18 protein-coding genes are annotated in these 19,449 nt (G+C 70.0%); 13 read left to right on the plus strand and 5 right to left on the minus strand.

All coding sequences use genetic code 11. From position 1 onward, the window contains the following. Positions 1-35 precede the first annotated feature (35 nt). Positions 36-263, minus strand: coding sequence for a hypothetical protein (locus tag G6N49_RS03255; protein WP_064874241.1), 228 nt, complete (start codon positions 261-263; stop codon positions 36-38). 164 nt (positions 264-427) lie between these two features. Here G6N49_RS03255 and G6N49_RS03260 point away from each other — a divergent pair, with 164 nt between their 5' ends. The 6 genes from G6N49_RS03260 to G6N49_RS03285 all read left to right on the plus strand — a co-directional run bounded on the left by G6N49_RS03260 (position 428) and on the right by G6N49_RS03285 (position 8,342). Then, complete coding sequence (locus tag G6N49_RS03260; protein ID WP_179967823.1) at positions 428-1,132, plus strand: response regulator transcription factor; 705 nt, start codon at positions 428-430, stop codon at positions 1,130-1,132. Beyond that, positions 1,107-2,705 (plus strand): sensor histidine kinase, encoded by a 1,599-nt coding sequence (locus tag G6N49_RS03265; RefSeq protein ID WP_011856379.1) that lies wholly within the window; start codon positions 1,107-1,109, stop codon positions 2,703-2,705. Before G6N49_RS03260 ends, G6N49_RS03265 begins: the two co-directional genes overlap by 26 nt. Before the next feature lie 14 nt (positions 2,706-2,719). After that, a complete protein-coding gene (locus tag G6N49_RS03270; RefSeq protein WP_083045448.1) occupies positions 2,720-4,585 on the plus strand; it encodes a glycosyltransferase family 39 protein in 1,866 nt (621 codons plus the stop codon). 63 nt (positions 4,586-4,648) lie between these two features. Next, complete coding sequence (locus G6N49_RS03275) at positions 4,649-5,905, plus strand: bifunctional glycosyltransferase family 2/GtrA family protein (RefSeq protein ID WP_110807736.1); 1,257 nt, start codon at positions 4,649-4,651, stop codon at positions 5,903-5,905. 32 nt (positions 5,906-5,937) lie between these two features. Then, positions 5,938-7,806 carry an ArnT family glycosyltransferase gene (locus G6N49_RS03280; protein ID WP_011856376.1) on the plus strand — a complete coding sequence of 623 codons (1,869 nt, stop codon included), beginning with the start codon at positions 5,938-5,940 and terminating at the stop codon, positions 7,804-7,806. A gap of 44 nt (positions 7,807-7,850) precedes the next feature. Continuing rightward, a complete protein-coding gene (locus tag G6N49_RS03285; protein ID WP_011561301.1) occupies positions 7,851-8,342 on the plus strand; it encodes a beta-class carbonic anhydrase in 492 nt (163 codons plus the stop codon). Between the two features lie 34 nt (positions 8,343-8,376). On the opposite strand, the gene G6N49_RS03290 is transcribed toward G6N49_RS03285, so the two are convergent. Next, a complete protein-coding gene (locus tag G6N49_RS03290) occupies positions 8,377-9,906 on the minus strand; it encodes an HNH endonuclease signature motif containing protein (protein WP_163647393.1) in 1,530 nt (509 codons plus the stop codon). Between the two features lie 145 nt (positions 9,907-10,051). On the opposite strand from G6N49_RS03290, the gene cysD reads away from it, so the two are divergent. Genes cysD through G6N49_RS03325 form a run of 7 tightly spaced genes read left to right on the plus strand, consistent with a single transcriptional unit; the run spans position 10,052 to position 17,721 of the window. After that, positions 10,052-10,981: a sulfate adenylyltransferase subunit CysD gene (gene cysD, locus G6N49_RS03295; protein ID WP_064916471.1), complete on the plus strand. Its 930-nt coding sequence runs from the start codon at positions 10,052-10,054 to the stop codon at positions 10,979-10,981. After that, entirely contained in the window at positions 10,981-12,840 is a 1,860-nt protein-coding gene (gene cysN / locus G6N49_RS03300; protein ID WP_011856373.1) for a sulfate adenylyltransferase subunit CysN, read from the plus strand. The genes cysD and cysN overlap by 1 nt, the downstream gene beginning before the upstream one ends. Then, positions 12,837-13,565, plus strand: coding sequence for a 3'(2'),5'-bisphosphate nucleotidase CysQ (locus G6N49_RS03305; RefSeq protein ID WP_011856372.1), 729 nt, complete (start codon positions 12,837-12,839; stop codon positions 13,563-13,565). Before cysN ends, G6N49_RS03305 begins: the two co-directional genes overlap by 4 nt. Before the next feature lie 14 nt (positions 13,566-13,579). Next, positions 13,580-14,179: a cysteine hydrolase family protein gene (locus G6N49_RS03310; RefSeq protein ID WP_011561296.1), complete on the plus strand. Its 600-nt coding sequence runs from the start codon at positions 13,580-13,582 to the stop codon at positions 14,177-14,179. 9 nt (positions 14,180-14,188) lie between these two features. After that, entirely contained in the window at positions 14,189-14,677 is a 489-nt protein-coding gene (locus tag G6N49_RS03315; RefSeq protein ID WP_011561295.1) for an Rrf2 family transcriptional regulator, read from the plus strand. Positions 14,678-14,719: 42 nt separating this feature from the next. Beyond that, positions 14,720-16,309, plus strand: coding sequence for a threonine/serine exporter family protein (locus G6N49_RS03320; RefSeq protein ID WP_179967724.1), 1,590 nt, complete (start codon positions 14,720-14,722; stop codon positions 16,307-16,309). A 29-nt stretch (positions 16,310-16,338) separates the two neighbouring features. After that, positions 16,339-17,721 carry an MFS transporter gene (locus G6N49_RS03325; RefSeq protein WP_011561293.1) on the plus strand — a complete coding sequence of 461 codons (1,383 nt, stop codon included), beginning with the start codon at positions 16,339-16,341 and terminating at the stop codon, positions 17,719-17,721. Here G6N49_RS03325 and G6N49_RS03330 read toward each other — a convergent pair. The 3 genes from G6N49_RS03330 to G6N49_RS03340 all read right to left on the minus strand — a co-directional run bounded on the left by G6N49_RS03330 (position 17,706) and on the right by G6N49_RS03340 (position 19,431). Then, positions 17,706-18,107 (minus strand): VOC family protein, encoded by a 402-nt coding sequence (locus tag G6N49_RS03330; RefSeq protein WP_011561292.1) that lies wholly within the window; start codon positions 18,105-18,107, stop codon positions 17,706-17,708. The genes G6N49_RS03325 and G6N49_RS03330 overlap by 16 nt on opposite strands. A 28-nt stretch (positions 18,108-18,135) precedes the next feature. Then, a complete protein-coding gene (locus G6N49_RS03335) occupies positions 18,136-18,384 on the minus strand; it encodes a hypothetical protein (protein WP_041309784.1) in 249 nt (82 codons plus the stop codon). Positions 18,385-18,531: 147 nt separating this feature from the next. Next, a complete protein-coding gene (locus G6N49_RS03340) occupies positions 18,532-19,431 on the minus strand; it encodes a DUF4097 family beta strand repeat-containing protein (protein ID WP_011561290.1) in 900 nt (299 codons plus the stop codon). Positions 19,432-19,449 lie beyond the last annotated feature (18 nt).

A 19,449-nucleotide genomic window follows, 5' to 3' on the forward strand; every position in this document is an offset into this window, starting at 1 on the left:
GCTAGAGGGTAGAAGAAAACTCCCCGCCCGCAGGCTCAGGGCTGTGGCGGCGGCGGGGCGCCCGGCCCGCCGAAACCGCCGGGCGGCAGACCGAACGGCTGGTGGGAGCCGGGGCCGGGCACCCCGGCGCCTCCGTCGGTGGCCGCATAGATCGCGCCGCCGCCCAGCGCGGCGATGACGGCGGCCGCGGCGATCGCCGCCGCGGTCTCGCGCAGACTCCAGCGCCCGTCGCCGGGCGAACCCCATACCTGATCGGTGCTCATGGACCCACTGTGCTTCCGGAGTGTGGGTGCCGGCTGTGCGCGGGGTGTGAATTCCGCGTCTAGGCGTTCACAGCGGGCGCATAGACATCGCACAGTTCGGGCCCATGACCGTGCGAATAATGGAGACCATGAGCCCGAACCAGACCGACACCGACCGGTCGGTCATGCGCCGCGCCGACGGCAACCCGGTGCGGGTGCTCGTCGTCGACGACGAACCGGTGCTCGCCGAACTCGTCTCGATGGCGCTGCGTTACGAGGGCTGGGACATCGCGACCGCGGGTGACGGCGCGACGGCGATCGCGCTGGCCCGGGAGAACCCGCCCGACGTGGTGGTGCTCGACGTCATGCTGCCCGATATGAGCGGGCTCGACGTGCTGGCCAAGCTGCGCGAGCAGATTCCCGGACTGCCGCTGCTGCTGCTGACCGCCAAGGATTCGGTCGAGGACCGCATCGCCTGGCTGACCGCCGGCGGCGACGACTACGTCACCAAACCGTTCTCGCTCGAGGAGGTCGTGCTGCGGCTGCGTGCGCTGTTGCGCCGCACCGGGGTGAGCGAGAGCGGCGGGGCGAAGATCGTCGTCGGCGATCTGGTGCTCGACGAGGACAGCCATGAGGTGACCCGCGGAGGTGACCCGATCACGCTGACCGCGACGGAGTTCGAACTGCTGCGGTTCATGATGCGCAACTCCAAACGGGTGCTCTCCAAGGCGCAGATCCTCGACCGTGTGTGGAGCTACGACTTCGGCGGCCGGTCCAACATCGTCGAGCTGTACGTGTCGTATCTGCGCAAGAAGATCGACAGCGGCCGCGAGCCGATGATCCACACGCTGCGCGGCGCAGGCTATGTCCTCAAACCCGCCGCCCGCTGAGCCGGTCGGCCGCACGCGGTTGTTCTCGCCGCGCACCTGGTCGCTGCGCGGACGGCTGCTGGCCACCCAGATCGTGCTGCTCGCGCTGGTGTGCGCGGCGGTCGGGGTGGGCACCGAACTCGCGCTGCAGCGGTTCCTGGTCAACCAGCTCGACACCCAGCTCGACGAGACGGCCCGCCGGTCGGTCGGCCTGTTCGCGTTCGGCCCGCCGCCACCGCCGCTGATGTTGCCCGCGCCGCGGTTCCCGCCGCCGCCGGGCTTCCCGCACCGGCGGATCATCCGCGACGACAGCGGACCCGGGCCGGCGTTCCTCAACGCGCCGGGCCAAGCGGCGCGCACGGTCGGTGCGGTCGTCGACCGCGGCACCGCCGTCGACGCCGGTGTCATCACCGCCGACGGCGAACGCGTCGAGGTCAGCGGCGCCGCGGCCGGGCAGCTCGCCGGGGTGCCCGCCGACGAGGTCCCACGCACCCTCACACTCGACGGCCTCGGCCGGTACCGGGTGATCGCGCTGCCGGCGCGGGGTCCGGCGGAGGTGATCGTCACCGGACTGCCGATGTCCGACGTCGACGACACCCTGCTCACCGTGCTCGTGATCTTCTGCGTGGTCGCGGCGATCGCGCTGATCGGCGCCACCGCGGCGGGGGTGTGGATCATCCGCAGGCAGTTGGCGCCGCTGTCGCGGGTGTCGGCGGCCGCGCGCGAGGTCGCCGACCTCGAACTCGACCGCGGCGAGGTGCGGTTACCCACGCCGATCGTCACCGTCGACCCGGCGAGCGCGCACACCGAGGTCGGCCAGCTCGGGACGTCGCTGAACCGGATGCTCGACCGGATCGCCGGTGCGCTGTCGGCGCGGCACGCCAGCGAGACCCGGGTGCGTCAGTTCGTCGCCGACGCCAGCCACGAGCTGCGCACCCCGCTGGCCGCCATCCGCGGCTACACCGAACTGGCGCAGCGGCATTCCGATGCGCTGCCCGGCGACGTCGCGCACGCGATGAACCGGGTGGAATCCGAGACGGCGCGGATGACGCGCCTGGTCGAGGACATGCTGCTGCTGGCGCGCCTCGACGACGGCCGGCCCCTGGAGCGCGAGCCGGTCGACCTGTCGCGGTTGGTCGTCGACGCGGTGAGCGACGCGCACGCCGCCGGTCCCGACCACGTCTGGTCGCTGGAGCTGCCCGAGGAGCCGGTGGTGGTCGACGGCGACGAGGCGCGACTGCATCAGGTGCTGGGCAACCTGCTCGCCAATGCGCGGGTCCACACACCGGCGGGCACCACCGTCGTCACGGCATTGGCGGTCGGTGCCGACGGCGGCGCCGTGCTGACCGTGACCGACGACGGCCCCGGCATCCCGCCGTCGCTGCAGCCGGAGATCTTCGAGCGGTTCGCCCGCGGTGACTCGTCGCGGTCGCGCCGCGGCGGCAGCACCGGGCTGGGCCTGGCCATCGTCGCGGCGGTGGTCAAGGCGCACAGCGGGACCATCGAGGTGGACAGCGCGCCGGGCCGCACCGAATTCGTCGTGAGGCTGCCGGGCGCACAGCTGACACACAGGGAAGACCAATCCGGCGCCTAGTCCGGGTGGCCACCATGGGTCGAGTGACCCTGACCCTTGACGCCGAGCAGACGCAGAATCGCCCGAATGATCGCCCGAGAGCGCGATTCTCTGTCTGGTCGCCGAGGATCGGGCTCGGCGTGCTGCTGGCCGCGACCGCTGTGCTGTACCTGTGGAACCTGTCGGCCAGCGGATGGGCCAACGCGTTCTATTCGGCCGCCGCGCAGGCCGGGTCCCAGAACTGGACGGCCATGCTGTTCGGGTCCAGCGATGCGGCCAACGCCATCACCGTCGACAAGACGCCCGCGGCGCTGTGGGTGATGGACCTGTCGGTACGGGTGTTCGGGCTGAACTCGTGGAGCGTCCTGGCGCCGCAGGCCCTGATGGGAGTGGCCGCCGTCGCGGTGCTGTACGCGGCGGTGCGGCGTGTCAGCGGACCGGGCGCCGCGCTGCTGGCCGGCGCGGTGCTCGCGGTGACCCCCGTGGCCGCGTTGATGTTCCGGTTCAACAACCCCGACGCGCTGCTGGTCCTGCTGCTCGTCGTGGCCGGCTACTGCGTGACCCGGGCCTGCGAACCCGATGCGCGCCGATGGTGGCTGATCGCCGCCGGGGTGGCCGTCGGATTCGGCTTCCTGGCCAAGATGCTGCAGGCGTTCCTCGTGCTCCCGGGTTTCGTGGCGGCCTATCTGCTCGCCGGCAGCCGTCCGGTGGGCCGCCGGATCCTCGACCTGGCCGGCGCGGCCGCGGCGATGGTGGCGGCCGCCGGCTGGTATCTGCTGCTCGCCGAGCTGTGGCCGGCCGACTCCCGGCCCTACATCGGCGGATCGCAACACAACAGCATCGTCGAACTGGCCTTGGGTTACAACGGTCTCGGCCGACTCACCGGTGACGAACCGGGTGGGCTGGGCAACCTCAACCACGACGTCGGGGCGGGGCGGCTGTTCGGTTTCGGGATGGGTCTCGACATCGCGTGGCTGCTGCCCGCGGCGCTGATCTGCCTCGGCGCCGCGCTGCTGCTCACCCGCCGGACACCCCGCACCGACACCACCCGCGCGGCCCTGCTCAGCTGGGGCGGGTGGCTGGTCGTGACGGCCGTGGTGTTCAGCTTCGCCAACGGCATCGTGCACTCGTACTACACGGTCGCGCTGGCACCGGCGATCGCCGCGGTCATCGGCATCGGCTCACACCTGCTGTGGCGCAACAGGTCCCGACCGTGGTGTGCCGTGTCTATGGCCGGTGCAGTGCTCGTCACCGCGGTGCTGGCCGCGGTGCTGCTGTCGCGCAACGCCGACTGGATGCCGTGGCTGCGGGCGGCCGTCGCGGTCGGGGGAGTGGGTGCTGCGGTGCTGCTGATCGTGGCGGCCCGGCTGCCCGACGGTGTCGTCCGCGCCGTCGCCGGACTGGCCGTCGTGGTGTGTCTCGCATCGCCCGCGGCCTATTCGGTCGCCACCGCGGCGGCCCCGCACACCGGCGCCATCCCGTCGGTGGGGCCGGCGCGCGGGGGTTTCGGCGGACCGCCCGGACTGCTGAGCTCACCCGAGCCCGGTGAACAGCTCACCGCGCTGCTGGCCCGCGACGCCCACGCGTACCGGTGGACCGCCGCGGTGGTCGGGTCGAACAACGCGGCCGGCTACCAATTGGCAAGCGGCGCATCGGTGATGGCCCTGGGCGGGTTCAACGGCACCGATCCGTCACCCACCCTCGAACAGTTCCAGCGTCACGTCGCCGACGGCGATGTGCACTACTTCATCGAAAGCCGCTCACCCCTCGGCTTCGGCCGCGGCGCCGAGCAGAGCGGCAGCCGGGCCGCCGCGGACATCGCGGACTGGGTGCAGGCGCGTTACCCGGGGCGAACCGTCGACGGTGTCGTCGTCTACGACCTCACCGAGGCCCCGGCGTGACTCACAGCGGGCGCATAGCTCGGCCCCACCCTGGGCTCACGCTGCGCCGCGAACATGGTTCTCATGACAGAACTCGCCGTGGAACTCGACGCTGATCGCGCCGGCTTCGGGCCCCGTCCCGACGTCGTGGAGGCGGCCCGCGCCGCCGGTGTGCCGGTGCTCGACGTCGTCGTACCGGTCTACAACGAGCAGGCCGCGCTGGCCGCGTCGGTGCGCCGCCTGCACCGGCATCTGCATGACCACTTCCCGTTCCCGGCCCGCATCACCATCGCCGACAACGCCAGCGTGGACGCCACCCCGCGGATCGCCGCGCAGCTCGCCGCCGAACTGCCCGATGTGCGGGTGGTGCGGCTCGAGGAGAAGGGCCGCGGTCGTGCCCTGCACGCGGTCTGGTCGCAGTCCGACGCACCGGTGCTGGCCTACATGGACGTCGACCTGTCCACCGATCTGGCCGCCCTCGCACCGCTGGTCGCCTCCCTGATCTCCGGGCACTCCGACCTAGCGATCGGCACCCGGCTGAGCCGCGGTTCGCGCGTGGTGCGCGGCGCCAAGCGCGAGTTCATCTCGCGGTGCTACAACCTGATCCTGAAATCGACTCTGGCCGCTGGCTTTTCCGATGCCCAGTGCGGGTTCAAGGCGATTCGCGCCGACGTCGCCCGTCAGCTGCTGCCGTACGTCTCCGACACCGGATGGTTCTTCGACACCGAACTGCTGGTCCTGGCCGAACGCAGCGGTCTGCGCATCCACGAGGTCCCGGTCGACTGGGTCGACGACCCCGACAGCCGCGTCGACATCGTCGCCACCGCGACCGCCGACCTCAAGGGAATCGGTCGACTGCTGCGCGGATTCGCGAACGGGTCGATCCCGGTGCAGTTGCTCGCCGACCAGTTGGCGCCGTCGCGGTCGGCGGCGGCACCCCGATCACTGCTGCGCCAGGCCGTCCGGTTCGGGGCGGTGGGTGTGGTGTCCACGCTGGCCTATCTACTGCTGTTCATGTTGACCCGCGGCTGGCTCGGCGCTCAGGCCGCCAACCTGATCGCGCTGGCGGTGACGGCGGTCGGCAACACGGCGGCCAACCGGCGCTTCACCTTCGGCGTCGCGGGTCGCCGCGGCGCCGCGCGCCACCACTTCGAAGGTTTCATCGTGTTCGCGATCGCGCTCGGCATCACCAGCGGGTCGTTGGCTCTGCTGCACTCCGTCTCCGCCGAACCGCACCGGTTGGTCGAACTCGGCGTCCTGGTGGCCGCCAACCTCGCCGCGACCGTCATGCGGTTCGTTCTGTTGCGCGGCTGGGTCTTCCACCCGCGGCGCACCCGCTGAATTCACCTCCCACCGACATCGAGGACTCCCCAATGACAGTGACCACCGAGGCACCACCGGCGGCGGCGCCCGCCACCTCCGGAGGCCGCGCGCGCTGGGAGCGGCCGGCGCTGCTCACCCTGCTCGCCGCCACCGCCGTGCTCTACCTGTGGGGGCTGGGCTCCTCGGGCTGGGCCAACGAATACTACGCCGCGGCCGTGCAGGCCGGCACCCAGAACTGGACGGCCTGGCTGTTCGGGTCGCTGGACCCCGGCAACTCCATCACCGTCGACAAGCCACCGGCTTCGCTCTGGCTGATGGTGTTGTCCGCCAGGTTGTTCGGGTTCAGCGCGTTTGCGATGCTGTTACCGCAGGCGCTGATGGGTGTGGCGACGGTGGCGGTGCTGTTCGCCGCGGTGCGACGGGTCAGCGGTGCGGGCGCCGGGATGGTCGCCGGTGCGGTGATGGCTACGATGCCGGTGGCGGCGTTGATGTTCCGCTTCAACAATCCCGACGCGCTGCTGGTGCTGCTGCTCGTCGTCGCCGCGTACTGCATGGTGCGGGCGATCGAGACCGCGAGTACGCGCTGGATGGTCCTCGTCGGCTGCGCGTTGGGGTTCGCGTTCCTCACCAAGATGCTGCAGGCCTTCCTCGTGATGCCCGGTCTGGCGCTGGCGTTCCTGGTGGCGGCGCCGGTGGCGTTGTGGCGGCGGATCGGCACGCTCGCCGTCGGCGCGGTGTCGATGGTGGTGTCGGCGGGATGGTTCATCGCTCTGGTCGAGGTGTGGCCGGCGTCGTCGCGTCCCTACATCGGCGGTTCGACCGACAACAGCCTGCTGCAGTTGGCCCTGGGCTACAACGGCATCCAGCGAATCGCCGGTGGCGGGGGACCGGGCGGCGGGCCCGGCGGCGGTCCGGGGGACGGACCGGGTCGCGGCGCGAATCTGTTCTTCGGCGGTGAGCCTGGGATCGGACGCCTGTTCGGGCATTCGATGGGTGTCGAGGCCTCGTGGCTCCTGCCCGCGGCGCTGATCGGCCTGGCCGCCGGCATCTGGTTCACCCGCCGCGCCGTGCGCACCGACGCGGTACGCGCGAGCCTGCTGCTGTGGGGCGGGTGGCTGCTGGTCACCGGCGTCGTGTTCAGTTTCATGGACGGCACGATCCACCCGTACTACACGGTGGCGCTGTCGCCCGCGGTGGCCGCGCTGGTCGGCATCGCGGTCGTGGAGTGCTGGCGCGGCAGGCGCTACCTTCAGCCCCGCCTCGCGCTGGCCGCGATGATGGCGGCGACGGGCGTCTGGGCGTTCGTGTTGCTCGTCCGCACCCCGGACTGGCTGCCGTGGCTGCGCTGGGTGGTGCTCGCGCTCGCGATTTTGGTCGCGGCGATCCTGGTGGTCGGTGCGCACCGGCTGAAGCGGGCCGCGACAGCCGTCGTCGTCGCCGCGGCGCTGGCCGGCCTCGCCGCGCCCACCGCCTTCGCGGTCTACAACGTGGCGCACCCCGCGAGTGGTCCCGGCACCATGTCCGGTCCCGCACGCGGCGACGCCTTCGGAGGAATGCCACCGGGAGGCCCCCGCGGCGACCGGGACGACGCCGCCGTGGCGGAGCTGGTCCGAGGTGTCGACAGCCGTTGGGCGGCAGCCAGTGTCGGGTCGATGGGATCGGCGGGTCTGCAGTTGGACTCCGGGGCCTCGATCATGGCGATCGGCGGGTTCACCGGCTCGGACGCCTCGCCGACACTCGCGCAGTTCCAGCAGTACGTCGCCGACGGTGATGTCCGGTATTTCATCGGCAGTGACAGGGGTGGTCCACCCGGCTTCGGGCGCGACGGCACCGCCGCGGAGATCACCGCGTGGGTGCAGGAGAACTTCACCCCCGTTCAGGTTGGTGGAGCGACCGTCTACGACCTGCAATCCGGCTGATTCTGACCGGTGTCACGAGCCACGGTTGTTGCTATGGTCGCGCCATGTCGGTCACCGATGAGTACCTGAAGAACAACGAGGAGTACGCGAAGACCTTCACCGGTCCGTTGCCGCTGCCACCGAGCAAGCACGTCGCGGTGGTGGCGTGCATGGACGCCAGGCTCGACGTCTACCGGGTCCTCGGCCTCGCCGACGGTGAAGCGCACGTCATCCGCAACGCGGGCGGTGTGGTCACCGACGACGAGATCCGATCGCTGGCGATCAGCCAGCGGCTGCTCGGGACGAAGGAGATCATCCTCATCCACCACACCGACTGCGGCATGCTGACCTTCACCGACGACGAGTTCAAGAGGTCGATCCAGGACGAGACCGGCATCAAACCCGAGTGGGCGGCCGAGTCCTTCGGCGATCTGGAAGAGGATGTGCGGCAATCCATCCGGCGGATCGAGGCCAGCCCGTTCGTCACCAAGCACGAGTCGTTGCGCGGCTTTGTCTTCGACGTCGCGACGGGACGGCTGACCGAGGTGACGGTCTAGACCGCGGCGCCCCGACGATGTCATCGGAGTTCTGTCAGAACGGTGGCGGGTCGTCGCCGTAGTTGGGGTGCGGCGCGGGTGGCGGTGGGTCCGCGTTGGCTGCGTGGTCGGCCATCGCTCGTTCGCGTTCGGCTTTGACGCGGGCGGCGTTGTCGGCGGCGCGGGTGCGTCGTCGCTTGGGCATCTTCGCGGTGCGGTCGGGGTCGGGGGGCGGTTGTTCCAGCGGCGGTAACTCGGCGGTGGTGGTGTCCCATTCGGGGAAGAACAGCCGGCTGCCCGGCACCGTGGTGTGGCGCTTGCCGGTCGGGGTTGTCCAGGTCACCGTGCCGTCAGGTGATTGTTCGTCATGCCAGCCGGCCCAGAACGTCTTTCCCAGGTGGTGGGTGCGGCATTTGCAGTTCAGGTTCGACGCGTGGGTGGGTCCGTACGGCCACGGGATGACATGGTCGATGTCGCAGCGCTCGGCGGGGACGTCGCAGCCGGGGAAGCGGCAGAACAGGTCGCGGGCGCGCACGAACGCGGCCAGCGTGGCCGAGGGCCGGTAGTGCGGTTCGGGGTCCGGGCCGGGTAGCCACAACGGTTTGATCGCCGCCCCGCCGCGGATCGCCTCGGCCAACGCCACGATCGGCAGGAGCTTCACCCCGGGCAGCAACGCCACCCCTGAATCCTGCGGGCACGGGACGGGTTCCGACCCGGCAGGTTCGGGCGTGGGGTCGGGCTCGGCGTGGTGTTGGTCTTCGGCGGCGATCAGCTTCTGGGCCGCCTCGATTGCGGCCGGATCGGCGATCACCGAGATCACCACATTCGACTTCTCCGGCGCTGCTGCCGCGCATGCGGGGGAGCCGCAGCGGCACGGTAGATGGTCGTGGCCCTGGACGATGGCGCCCACCGCACACGAGCGCCGCTCACCCACGCTGCGCGGATCGTTGTCGCAGATCCCTTTGAGCAACGCGGTGATCCGCGCCGACAACGCCGCGGCGTCACAGCCCAGCAGCTGACCCCAGACCAACACCAACTCGTCGGGATCATCACCGGATCCGATATGGAAGTCGCGGGTCTTGATGGTCTCTTTGGCTCGGATCACCGCATCCCGGTCATACCGGTGGATCAGCGCATCGAGGGCACGGGTCAACCGCGCCTCCGACAACGGCCCCCACCGCAACGCCGCCTCGGCCAGCGCCGTATCCACCAGCGCCAGTACCTGCTCGTCGTCGACCAGGCGGGTGCGCCAGCTGATCTCGGAGATCAACCGGGCGCTCAACCGGCCCTGCAGGTACAGCGCCGCGACCTTGGGCAACCGGTCACGCAGCGCGACCGCGATCCGCATCTGCCCCGACGCCCGCTTGTGGCCGATGTTCAACACCGCCCCGACCTCGGAGGCGGCCGCAGCCCACGAGTCATACACCCACCCGTCGCACTCCTCGTCACAGGTCACCGTCAGATGCACCAGCTCCGCGATCGCGGCCAACTTCCGCGCCCCGGCCTGCGCCTCCTCACGCGCGGACTGCTCGATCGCAGCAAGAAGCGCGGACTCCTCCAGCCCCGCAAACACCGTATCGAACATGCGTTCGACTCTACCGCGACGGGGTGACAATCTCCGCGTTGCTGGGGCGTGCGCTCGGGCCGCCTTGACACCGCCATCGTCTCGCCGGTAATTTTCGGTAATCCGCGTAAATCTGGCAAGATCAACCAACTTAACGAGGAATCCGATGACAGCCGCTCATGTAGCCGCTCCGGAGCCGGGCCAATACGAGCTGAGCCATCTGCGCCTGCTCGAGGCCGAAGCCATCCACATCATCCGCGAGGTCGCCGCCGAATTCGAGCGTCCGGTGCTGCTGTTCTCCGGCGGCAAGGACTCGATCGTCATGCTGCATCTGGCGATCAAGGCCTTCGCGCCGGCCCGTCTGCCGTTCCCGGTCATGCACGTCGACACCGGCCACAACTTCGACGAGGTCATCGCCACGCGCGACCGCCTGGTCGCCGAAAACGGCGTCCGCCTGGTCGTCGCCTCGGTGCAGGAGGACATCGACGCGGGCCGCGTGGTCGACAACGGGCCCTCGCGCAACTCGCTGCAGACCGTCACGCTGTTGCGCGCCATCCGCGAGAACCGCTTCGACGCCGCGTTCGGCGGCGCTCGCCGCGACGAGGAGAAGGCCCGCGCCAAGGAGCGGGTGTTCAGCTTCCGCGACGAGTTCGGCCAGTGGGATCCGAAGGCGCAGCGGCCGGAGCTGTGGAACATCTACAACGGCAGGCACCGCAAGGGTGAGCACATCCGGGTGTTCCCGCTGTCCAACTGGACCGAGTACGACATCTGGGCCTACATCGGCGCCGAGGGCATCACGCTGCCGGGGATCTACTACGCGCACACCCGTCCGGTGTTCCAGCGCGACGGGATGCTGCTGGCCGTGCACCCGTACATGCAGCCGCGCGACGACGAAGAGGTCTTCGAGACCAGCGTGCGGTTCCGCACCGTCGGCGACGTCACCTGCACCGGGTGCGTCGAATCGACCGCGTCGACGGTGGAGGACATCATCGCCGAGACCGCGGTGTCGCGGCTGACCGAGCGCGGTGCGACGCGCGCCGACGACCGCATCTCCGAGGCCGGGATGGAAGACCGTAAGCGCGAGGGGTACTTCTGATGACGCAAACCACCACGCTGCTCCGCATCGCCACCGCCGGGTCCGTCGACGACGGTAAGTCGACGCTGATCGGCCGGCTGCTCTACGACTCCAAGGCCGTCATGGAGGATCAGCTCGCCGCCGTCGAGCGCACCTCCAAGGAACGCGGTAACGACTACACCGACCTCGCACTGGTGACCGACGGCCTGCGTTCCGAGCGGGAACAGGGCATCACGATCGACGTGGCCTACCGCTACTTCGCCACGGCCAAGCGGAAATTCATCATCGCCGACACCCCCGGCCACCTGCAGTACACGCGCAACATGGTGACCGGCACGTCGACCGCGCAGCTGGCGATCGTCCTCGTCGACGCCCGCCACGGGCTGCTCGAACAGTCGCGTAGGCATGCGTTCCTGGCGTCGCTTCTCGGCGTGCAGCACATCGTGCTCGCGGTCAACAAGATGGACCTGATCGACTGGAATCAGGAGAAGTTCAACGACATCCGCGACGAGTTCCACGCCTTCGCCGCACGTCTGGACATCCACGACGTCACCACCATCCCGATGTCGGCGCTGCTCGGGGACAACGTCGTCACCAAATCGGACAAGGCCCCGTGGTACGACGGGCCCGCGCTGCTGAGCCACCTCGAAGAGGTCTACATCGCCGGCGACCGCAACCTCACCGACGTCCGCTTCCCGGTGCAGTACGTCATCCGCCCGCAGACCCGCGACCACGCCGACCACCGCAGCTACGCCGGCACCGTTGCGAGCGGCGTGATGCGCGTCGGCGACGAGATCGTCGTGCTGCCCAGCGGTAAGACCAGCAGTATCACCGCGATCGACTCGCCGACCGGTCCGGTCGGCGAGGCGTTCCCGCCGATGGCGGTGTCGGTCAGCCTGGCCGACGACATCGACATCAGCCGCGGCGACGTGATCGCCCGCGTCCACAACCAGCCGCACGTGTCCAACGAGTTCGACGCGACCGTCTGCTGGATGGCCGACGCCTCGGCGCTCGAACCCGGCCGCGAATACCTGATCAAGCACACCACCCGGGTCACCCGCGCCCGTGTCGCGTCGCTCGATTACCGCCTCGACGTCAACACCCTGCACCGCGACAAATCGGCCACCGCGCTCAAGCTCAACGAACTCGGCCGGGTCACGCTGCGCACCCAGCAGCCGCTGCTGCTCGACGAGTACTCCCGCAACGCCGCCACGGGCTCGTTCATCCTGATCGACCCGGACACCAACGGCACGGTCGCCGCGGGCATGGTCCGCGACACCACCCCGGTGGCCGCGCGCACCGCCACCCCGAACACCGTGCGCCATCAGTCGCTGGTCAGCGCCAAGGACCGGCTCTCCAGGGGCCGCACCGTGTGGTTCACCGGGCTTTCGGGCTCCGGCAAATCCTCGGTGGCGGTGCGGGTGGAGCAGAAGCTCCTCGAACGGGGTTGTCCCGCTTATGTTCTCGACGGTGACAATCTGCGCCACGGCCTCAACGCCGACCTCGGCTTCTCGATGGCCGACCGGGCGGAGAACCTGCGGCGGCTCGCCCACATCGCGACGCTGATGGCCGATTCCGGCCTGACCGTGCTGGTTCCTGCGATCAGCCCGCTCGCCGAGCATCGCGAACTCGCGCGCGCGGTACACGTCGACCAGGGCTACGACTTCTTCGAGGTGTTCTGCGACACCCCGCTGGAGGACTGCGAACGGCGCGACCCCAAGGGCCTCTACGCCAAGGCGCGCGCCGGTGAGATCACCCACTTCACCGGGATCGACAGCCCCTACCAGCGCCCGAAGAACCCGGACCTGCGGCTGACCCCGGACCGCGACGTCGACGACCTGGCCCAGCTGGTCATCGACATGCTGGACGGCAGCCGGTGAACGATCACGAGCTGGCCGCCCGGCTCGCCACCCGGGCGGGCGACCTGCTGCTCGACGTGCGTGCGGAGTTCGCCGACACCTCGGCCGAGGAGCGGAAAGCGGCCGGCGACAAGCGGTCTCACGATTTCCTGATGGCCGAACTCAACGAGCAACGGCCGGGTGACGCGGTGCTGTCAGAGGAAGGTGCCGACGACCCCGTGCGGCTGCGCTCGCAGCGGGTGTGGATCGTCGACCCCCTCGACGGCACCCGGGAGTTCTCCGAACTCGACCGCGACGACTGGGCGGTCCATGTGGCGCTGTGGCAGTCCGGTGAACTGGTGGCCGGGGCGGTCGCGCTGCCCGCGCAGAACACCACGCTGGCCACCCCCGACGTCGCCGCCCCCAGGCCGCTCGACGGGCCACCGCGGATCGTGGTGTCGCGCACCCGCCCACCCGCCATCGCGCTCGCGGTGCGTGACGCACTCGGTGGCACGCTCGTCGAAATGGGTTCGGCCGGAGCGAAAGTCGCCTCGATCATGCAAGGGCTCTCGGACGTCTACGTGCACGCGGGCGGACAGTACGAGTGGGATTCGGCCGCGCCGGTCGCGGTGGCCCGCGCCGCCGGACTGCACTGCTCCCGCATCGACGGCTCACCGCTGATCTACAACCGCGAGGACCCCAAGCTGCCCGATCTGGTGGTGTGCCGTCCGGAACTGGCCGAGGCGGTGCTGGCCGTCACCCGCTGAGTAGGCTCGCGGACGTGGCGAATCCAACCCTGCGCGTCCTGGCCGATCTGCCCCAGCAGCCGGTCAACCTCTCCCAGTCCACCCTGGTGCTCATCGACTGCCAGAACACCTACACCCGCGGTGTGATGGAACTCGAGGGCGTCCAGGCCGCGCTGGAGGAGGCGGCGTCGCTGCTCGAGCGGGCGCGGTCCGCCGGGATCCCGGTCATCCACATCCAGCATTCGGACGGACCGGATTCGCTCTACGACATCGAGGGTGAGACCGGGGCGATCGTGCCCATCGTCGCCCCGCGTGAGGGTGAGCCCGTCGTGGTCAAGCAGTACCCGAACTCGTTCGTGCAGACCGACCTCGACGACCGGCTCAAGGCCGTCGGCGCCTCGAACCTCGTGCTGGCCGGCTTCATGACCCACATGTGTGTGAACTCCACCGCGCGCGGCGCGTTCAACCTCGGCTACGCGCCGACGGTGGTGGCCTCGGCGACCGCGACCCGCGCGCTGCCGGGCCTCGGCAGCGACGACACCGTGCCCGCCGCAGCGATGCAGGCAGCCAGTCTGGCCGGGATGGCCGACCTGTTCGCGGTGGTGGTGCCCAGTTCGCAGGACATCCCGGACTAGCCTCAGATCATGCGGATGTCGGCCAAGGCGGAGTATGCCGTCCGGGCCATGGTGCAGCTGGCCACCGCCGACGACGGTGTGCTGGTCAAAACCGACGACCTCGCGAAAGCCCAGGGGATTCCGGCGCAGTTCCTCGTCGACATCCTCTCCGATCTGCGCACCGACCGGCTGGTGCGCAGCCAGCGCGGCCGCGACGGCGGTTACGAACTCGCCCGGCCGGCCGCCGACATCAGCATCGCCGACGTCCTGCGCTGCATCGACGGCCCGTTGGCCAGCGTGCGCGACATCGGCCTCGGCGACCTGCCGTACTCCGGCCCGACCGCGGCGCTGACCGATGTGTGGCGCGCGCTGCGGGCCAGCATGCGTTCGGTGCTCGAACAGACCAGCCTCGCCGACGTGGCGTCCGGTGCGCTGCCTGCGCACGTGGCGTCGATGGCCGGTGACTACCTCGACCAGGAGCGCAAACGCGGCCACCACCACCGCGTGGACTCGAAATAGTCTGCACCTGAGCTCATTCGCGGCATCAGTATCGTCGTGGCAGTGGATTCCGAACGATCTGACGGACCGCCCCGGCGTCGGCGCGCACTGAATCTCGCGCTGCGGGGCCGACGCGACCCGGCATCGGGTGCGGGCCAGCGCCGGCGGGTGTCGGGTGGGCTGAGCGAGCGGCACACCCGCAAGGTCCTCGACCTGACCGTCCGCCTCGCCGAGGTGATGCTGTCCTCCGGGTCGGGTACCGCCGACGTCGTCGCGACGGCGCAGGACGTCGCGCAGGCCTACCAGCTCACCGACTGTGTCGTCGACGTCTTCGTCACCACCATCTTCGTATCGGCGCTGCCGACCGCCGACAGCCCGCCGGTGACGATCGTGCGGGCAGTCCACGCACGCTCGACCGACTACTCGCGGCTCGCCGAACTCGACCTGCTCGTCCGGCGGATCACCTCCGGCGGCGTATCGGTCGACGAGGCCCACGAGGCGATGGACGAGCTGACCGAGCGGCCCCACCCGTATCCACGCTGGGTCGCCACCGCGGGGTGGGCCGGTTTCGCCCTGGGCATCGCGATGCTGCTCGGCGGAAGCTGGTTGACCTGGATCCTGGCCGCGGTCTCCTCGGCGCTGATCGATCGGGTCGGCCGGGTGCTCAACCGGTGGGGCACGCCGTTCTTCTTCCAGCAGGCGGCGGGCGCGTTCATCGCGACGATGATCGCCGTCGCGGCGTACCTCTACGCCGGGGTGGGGCCCACCGCCCTGGTGGCGACCGGGATCGTCATGCTGCTGGCGGGTCTGACCCTGGTGGGTTCGGTGCAGGACGCGCTGACCGGTTACATGGTCACCGCGGTGGCCCGCCTCGGTGACGTCCTGTTCCTCACCGCGGGCATCGTCGTCGGCATCCTGGCCGGGCTGCAGGTCGCCGCGCTCGCCGGGATCCAGATCGAGCTCCACGTCGACGCCACGGAGTCGTTCGTGATGCCGACCCGGCCGGTGCCGATCCTGCTCGCGGTGCTGGGCGCCGCGCTTGCCGGCGCCTGCCTGACGATCGCCAGCTATGCGCGGTTGCGCTCGGTGCTCACCGCCGGTGTCGCGGCGGGCCTGGCGGAGGCGGTGCTGATCGGTTTGGGCGCAGCCGGGGTCGGCGGGGTGGTCGCCACCGGGACCGCCGCCGTCGGCGTCGGTTTGCTGGCCACCCTGATCTCGATTCGCCGGCAGGCTCCGGCCCTGGTCACCGCCACCGCGGGCATCACCCCGATGCTGCCGGGCCTCGCGGTGTTCCGTGCGGTGTTCTTCTTCGCCGTCGACCGCAACATCCCCGGTGGGATTGCCCAGGCGCTGGGTGCCGCCGCCATCGCACTGGCCATCGGGGCCGGTGTCGTGATGGGCGAGTTGCTCGGCTCCCCGCTGCGCTACCGCGCCGGGCGTATCGGCGACTTCCTGCGCGTCGAAGGGCCGCCCGGGCTTCGCCGGGCGATCGGCAATGTGGTTGCGCTGCGGCCGTCCGCCGGCCAGCAGCAGGCACGTACCCCGCACCGGCGGTCATGGAGCGTGGCCCTCGAACCGAAGGTCAAGAATTCGGCGGACGACGACGACGAGGCGTCCGCAGGCCCCTCGGATGGTGAAAACGCGGAGCGGTAACGTCGGTTGCCGACCAGCGAGAGGAACCTGTGGATTCCGAACATGATCGGCAAGATGATCGACCGACCACCGCCGACGGCCACCCCGACCCTGGAGTCGTGAAGAAGGCGATCGCCGCGTCCGCGATCGGCAACGCGACCGAGTGGTTCGACTACGGCATCTACGCCTACGGCGTCAGCTACATCTCCGCGGCGATCTTCCCCGGGGAGGCCGGGCGCGCGACGCTGCTCGCGCTGATGACGTTCGCGGTGTCGTTCTTGGTCAGACCGCTGGGTGGCTTCGTCTGGGGCCCGCTGGGCGACCGCCTCGGCCGCAAGCGGGTGCTCGCGATCACGATCGTGCTGATGGCCGGCGCGACCTTCTGCGTGGGGCTGGTGCCCACATACGCCGCCATCGGGATGTGGGCGCCCTTCCTGCTGGTCCTCCTGCGGATGATCCAGGGCTTCTCCACCGGAGGCGAGTACGGCGGCGCCGCCACGTTCATGGCCGAATACGCCCCGAACCGCCGCCGTGGACTGCTCGGCAGCTTCCTCGAATTCGGGACCCTCGGCGGGTTCGCGATCGGTGCGTTGCTCATGCTGGGCTGCTCTCTGGTGCTCGGCGACGACCAGATGCACGACTGGGGTTGGCGGCTGCCGTTCCTGCTCGCCGCCCCACTCGGACTCGTCGGCGTCTATTTGCGGTCGCGGCTCGAAGACACCCCGGTCTTCCGTGAACTCGAGGAGAAGGGTGAGGCCGAGCCTCAGGTGACCGCGGCGTTCCGCGATCTGCTCGCCCGCTACTGGCGGCCGATCCTGAAGCTCGGCGGCATGGTCGTGGCGCTGAACGTCGTCAACTACACGCTGCTCAGCTACATGCCGACCTATCTGGAGACCCAGATCGGGCTGTCGGCGGACCAGTCGCTGCTCGTACCGATCATCGGCATGCTGGCGATGATGGTGTTCGTGCCGTTCGTCGGCCTGCTGAGCGATCGGGTGGGGCGCAAACCCCTGTGGTGGTTCTCGCTGATCGGCCTCTTCGTGGCCGGTGTGCCGATGTTCCTGCTGATGGGCACCAACCTGGCCGGGGCGGTGATCGGGTTCGCGGTGTTGGGGCTGCTCTACGTACCGCAGCTGGCGACCATTTCGGCCACCTTCCCGGCCATGTTCCCCACCCAGGTGCGCTACGCCGGATTCGCGATCGCCTACAACGTGTCGACCTCACTCTTCGGCGGCACCGCACCGGCGGTCAACGAATGGCTCACCAACACCACCGGCGATGTGCTGTTCCCGGCGTACTACATGATGGCCGCGTGTGTGATCGGTGCGCTGGCGCTGATCAAGGTCCCGGAGACCGCGCGCTGTCCGATCAACGGCACCGTGACCCCCGGCACAGATGAGGCACCTGATCCGGTTCCCTACGAGAAGGTCTGAGCACCCGACCCGTACGGCCGGGTGATGATCTCGAGGTAGTGCCCGGCGGGGTCCTGGAAGTAGACGCCGCGGCCGCCGTCGTGGTGGTTGATCTCTCCCGGCTGCCGGCCGTGCGGATCCGCCCAGTGCTGCAGGTTGCGCTGTTGAATGCGGCCGTAGATGGCGTCGAACTCGTCCTCGGACACCAGGAATGCGTAGTGCTGTGGCCGGACGTCCTCGCCGGAGGACACCTGCGCGTAGTCGAGGCTGACGCCGTGCTCGAGTTCCACGGCGAGGAACGGGCCGAACTCCCGGGCGGCGGGGAGTCCGAACAGTTCGGTGAAGAAGTCGGCCGACTGCTGGCGGTCCTTCGCGGCGACGATCGTGTGGTTGAACGTGACGGACATGTCCACTCAGTGAAGCAGGTGGGCCGCGTCAGCGGACGGTGACGTAGACGACGCGGTCGTCGTTGTCGTAACGCACCGCGACGATGCTGGACTCATCGAGCGGCTTGACCATGCCCTGATGGTTGACCCGTACCGCGTAGCCGCGGTCGTCGAGTTGCTCGATGGTGTTCTGGGCGTTGCCCGGTCCGGCCGGGGCGGCCTGGGCGGGGGCGGCCAGTCCGAAGAAGGCGGTGGCGGCGGCGCCGGCGAACAGGGTGGTGGCTGCGAACTTCGTCATTTCTCTCACTTCTCTCCGGTGGTGTTCGAGCCGTGGCGGTCGTCGCGGTTCGGACGGTTTCTTTGTTCTCTGTCTCCTCAAACCAGCACGTCAGGGCAATCATTTCCGCTGGCAGCGATTGACCGGCGGTTGGCAGGATCGATGCCCTCAGCGGCGCCAGCCGTCGTCGCTCTCCTCGATCACGACGCTGCCGTTGTCCGTGCGCGCGGTGATCTCACTCGTCGCATCGGCGGGATCGGAGGTCTCCGGCACCCGCACCCGCGTCGAATCGCCGGACTGTGCGCGCACCAGATAGGGACCGCGGTCGGGCAGCCCGAGCACGATGTCTCCGTCGCGGCTGATCGCCTCCACGGTGCGCGGCGCCGCATCGCGGAAGTCGACGGCGATGTCGCCCTCGGATGTGGTGGCCGAGAACCGTTCCCGCACCGAGATCGGATCCCGCGCCGTCACGGCCCCGTCTGCGGTCTGCACCTCGACCCGGCGGGCCGACCCGCTCAGCACGACCGCGCCGTGCGTGGTGCGCGCGGTCAGTTGGTCGATGTCGGCCTGGGCGAGCACCACCCCGGTCTCCTGCTGGGTGCGCACGCTGAGGCGGCGCGCCTGTTCGGGCGGCAGTGTCACCGTGATCTCCCCGCCCCGGGCCCAGCCGAACGTCCTCGACGGGCGGCCCTCGAGGACGATCCGGGTCTCCGGCCCGGTGGTGGTCATCGCGAGTCGGTGTTCCCCGCTGCTCGCGGTATTCACCAGGCGCAGGTTCGCGCGGCCCTCCTCGGCCCGTGGATCACTGGTGATGCGCACGGCCACCGGGATGTCGGCGGTGTCGATCACCAGCGACCGCATCGCCGAGGGCAGCGCGTGGCTGTCGCTGAGCACCCGCACCGTGCTCAGACCCCACGCCGCCACCCCGAGCGCCGCGACAGCGGCGACCACGAGGATGGTTGCGGCGGCGATGAGCACACCCCGCAATGCGGTCCGTCCGCCGGGGGACAGCTCGGGCGGCGGACCGACCGGGGCGGGGGGTGGGGGTGGGGGAGCGATGGTTGTCATCGGAAGTCCTTCCGCACG

This window comes from Mycolicibacterium monacense, from assembly GCF_010731575.1.
GTDB classification, from domain to species: domain Bacteria; phylum Actinomycetota; class Actinomycetes; order Mycobacteriales; family Mycobacteriaceae; genus Mycobacterium; species Mycobacterium monacense.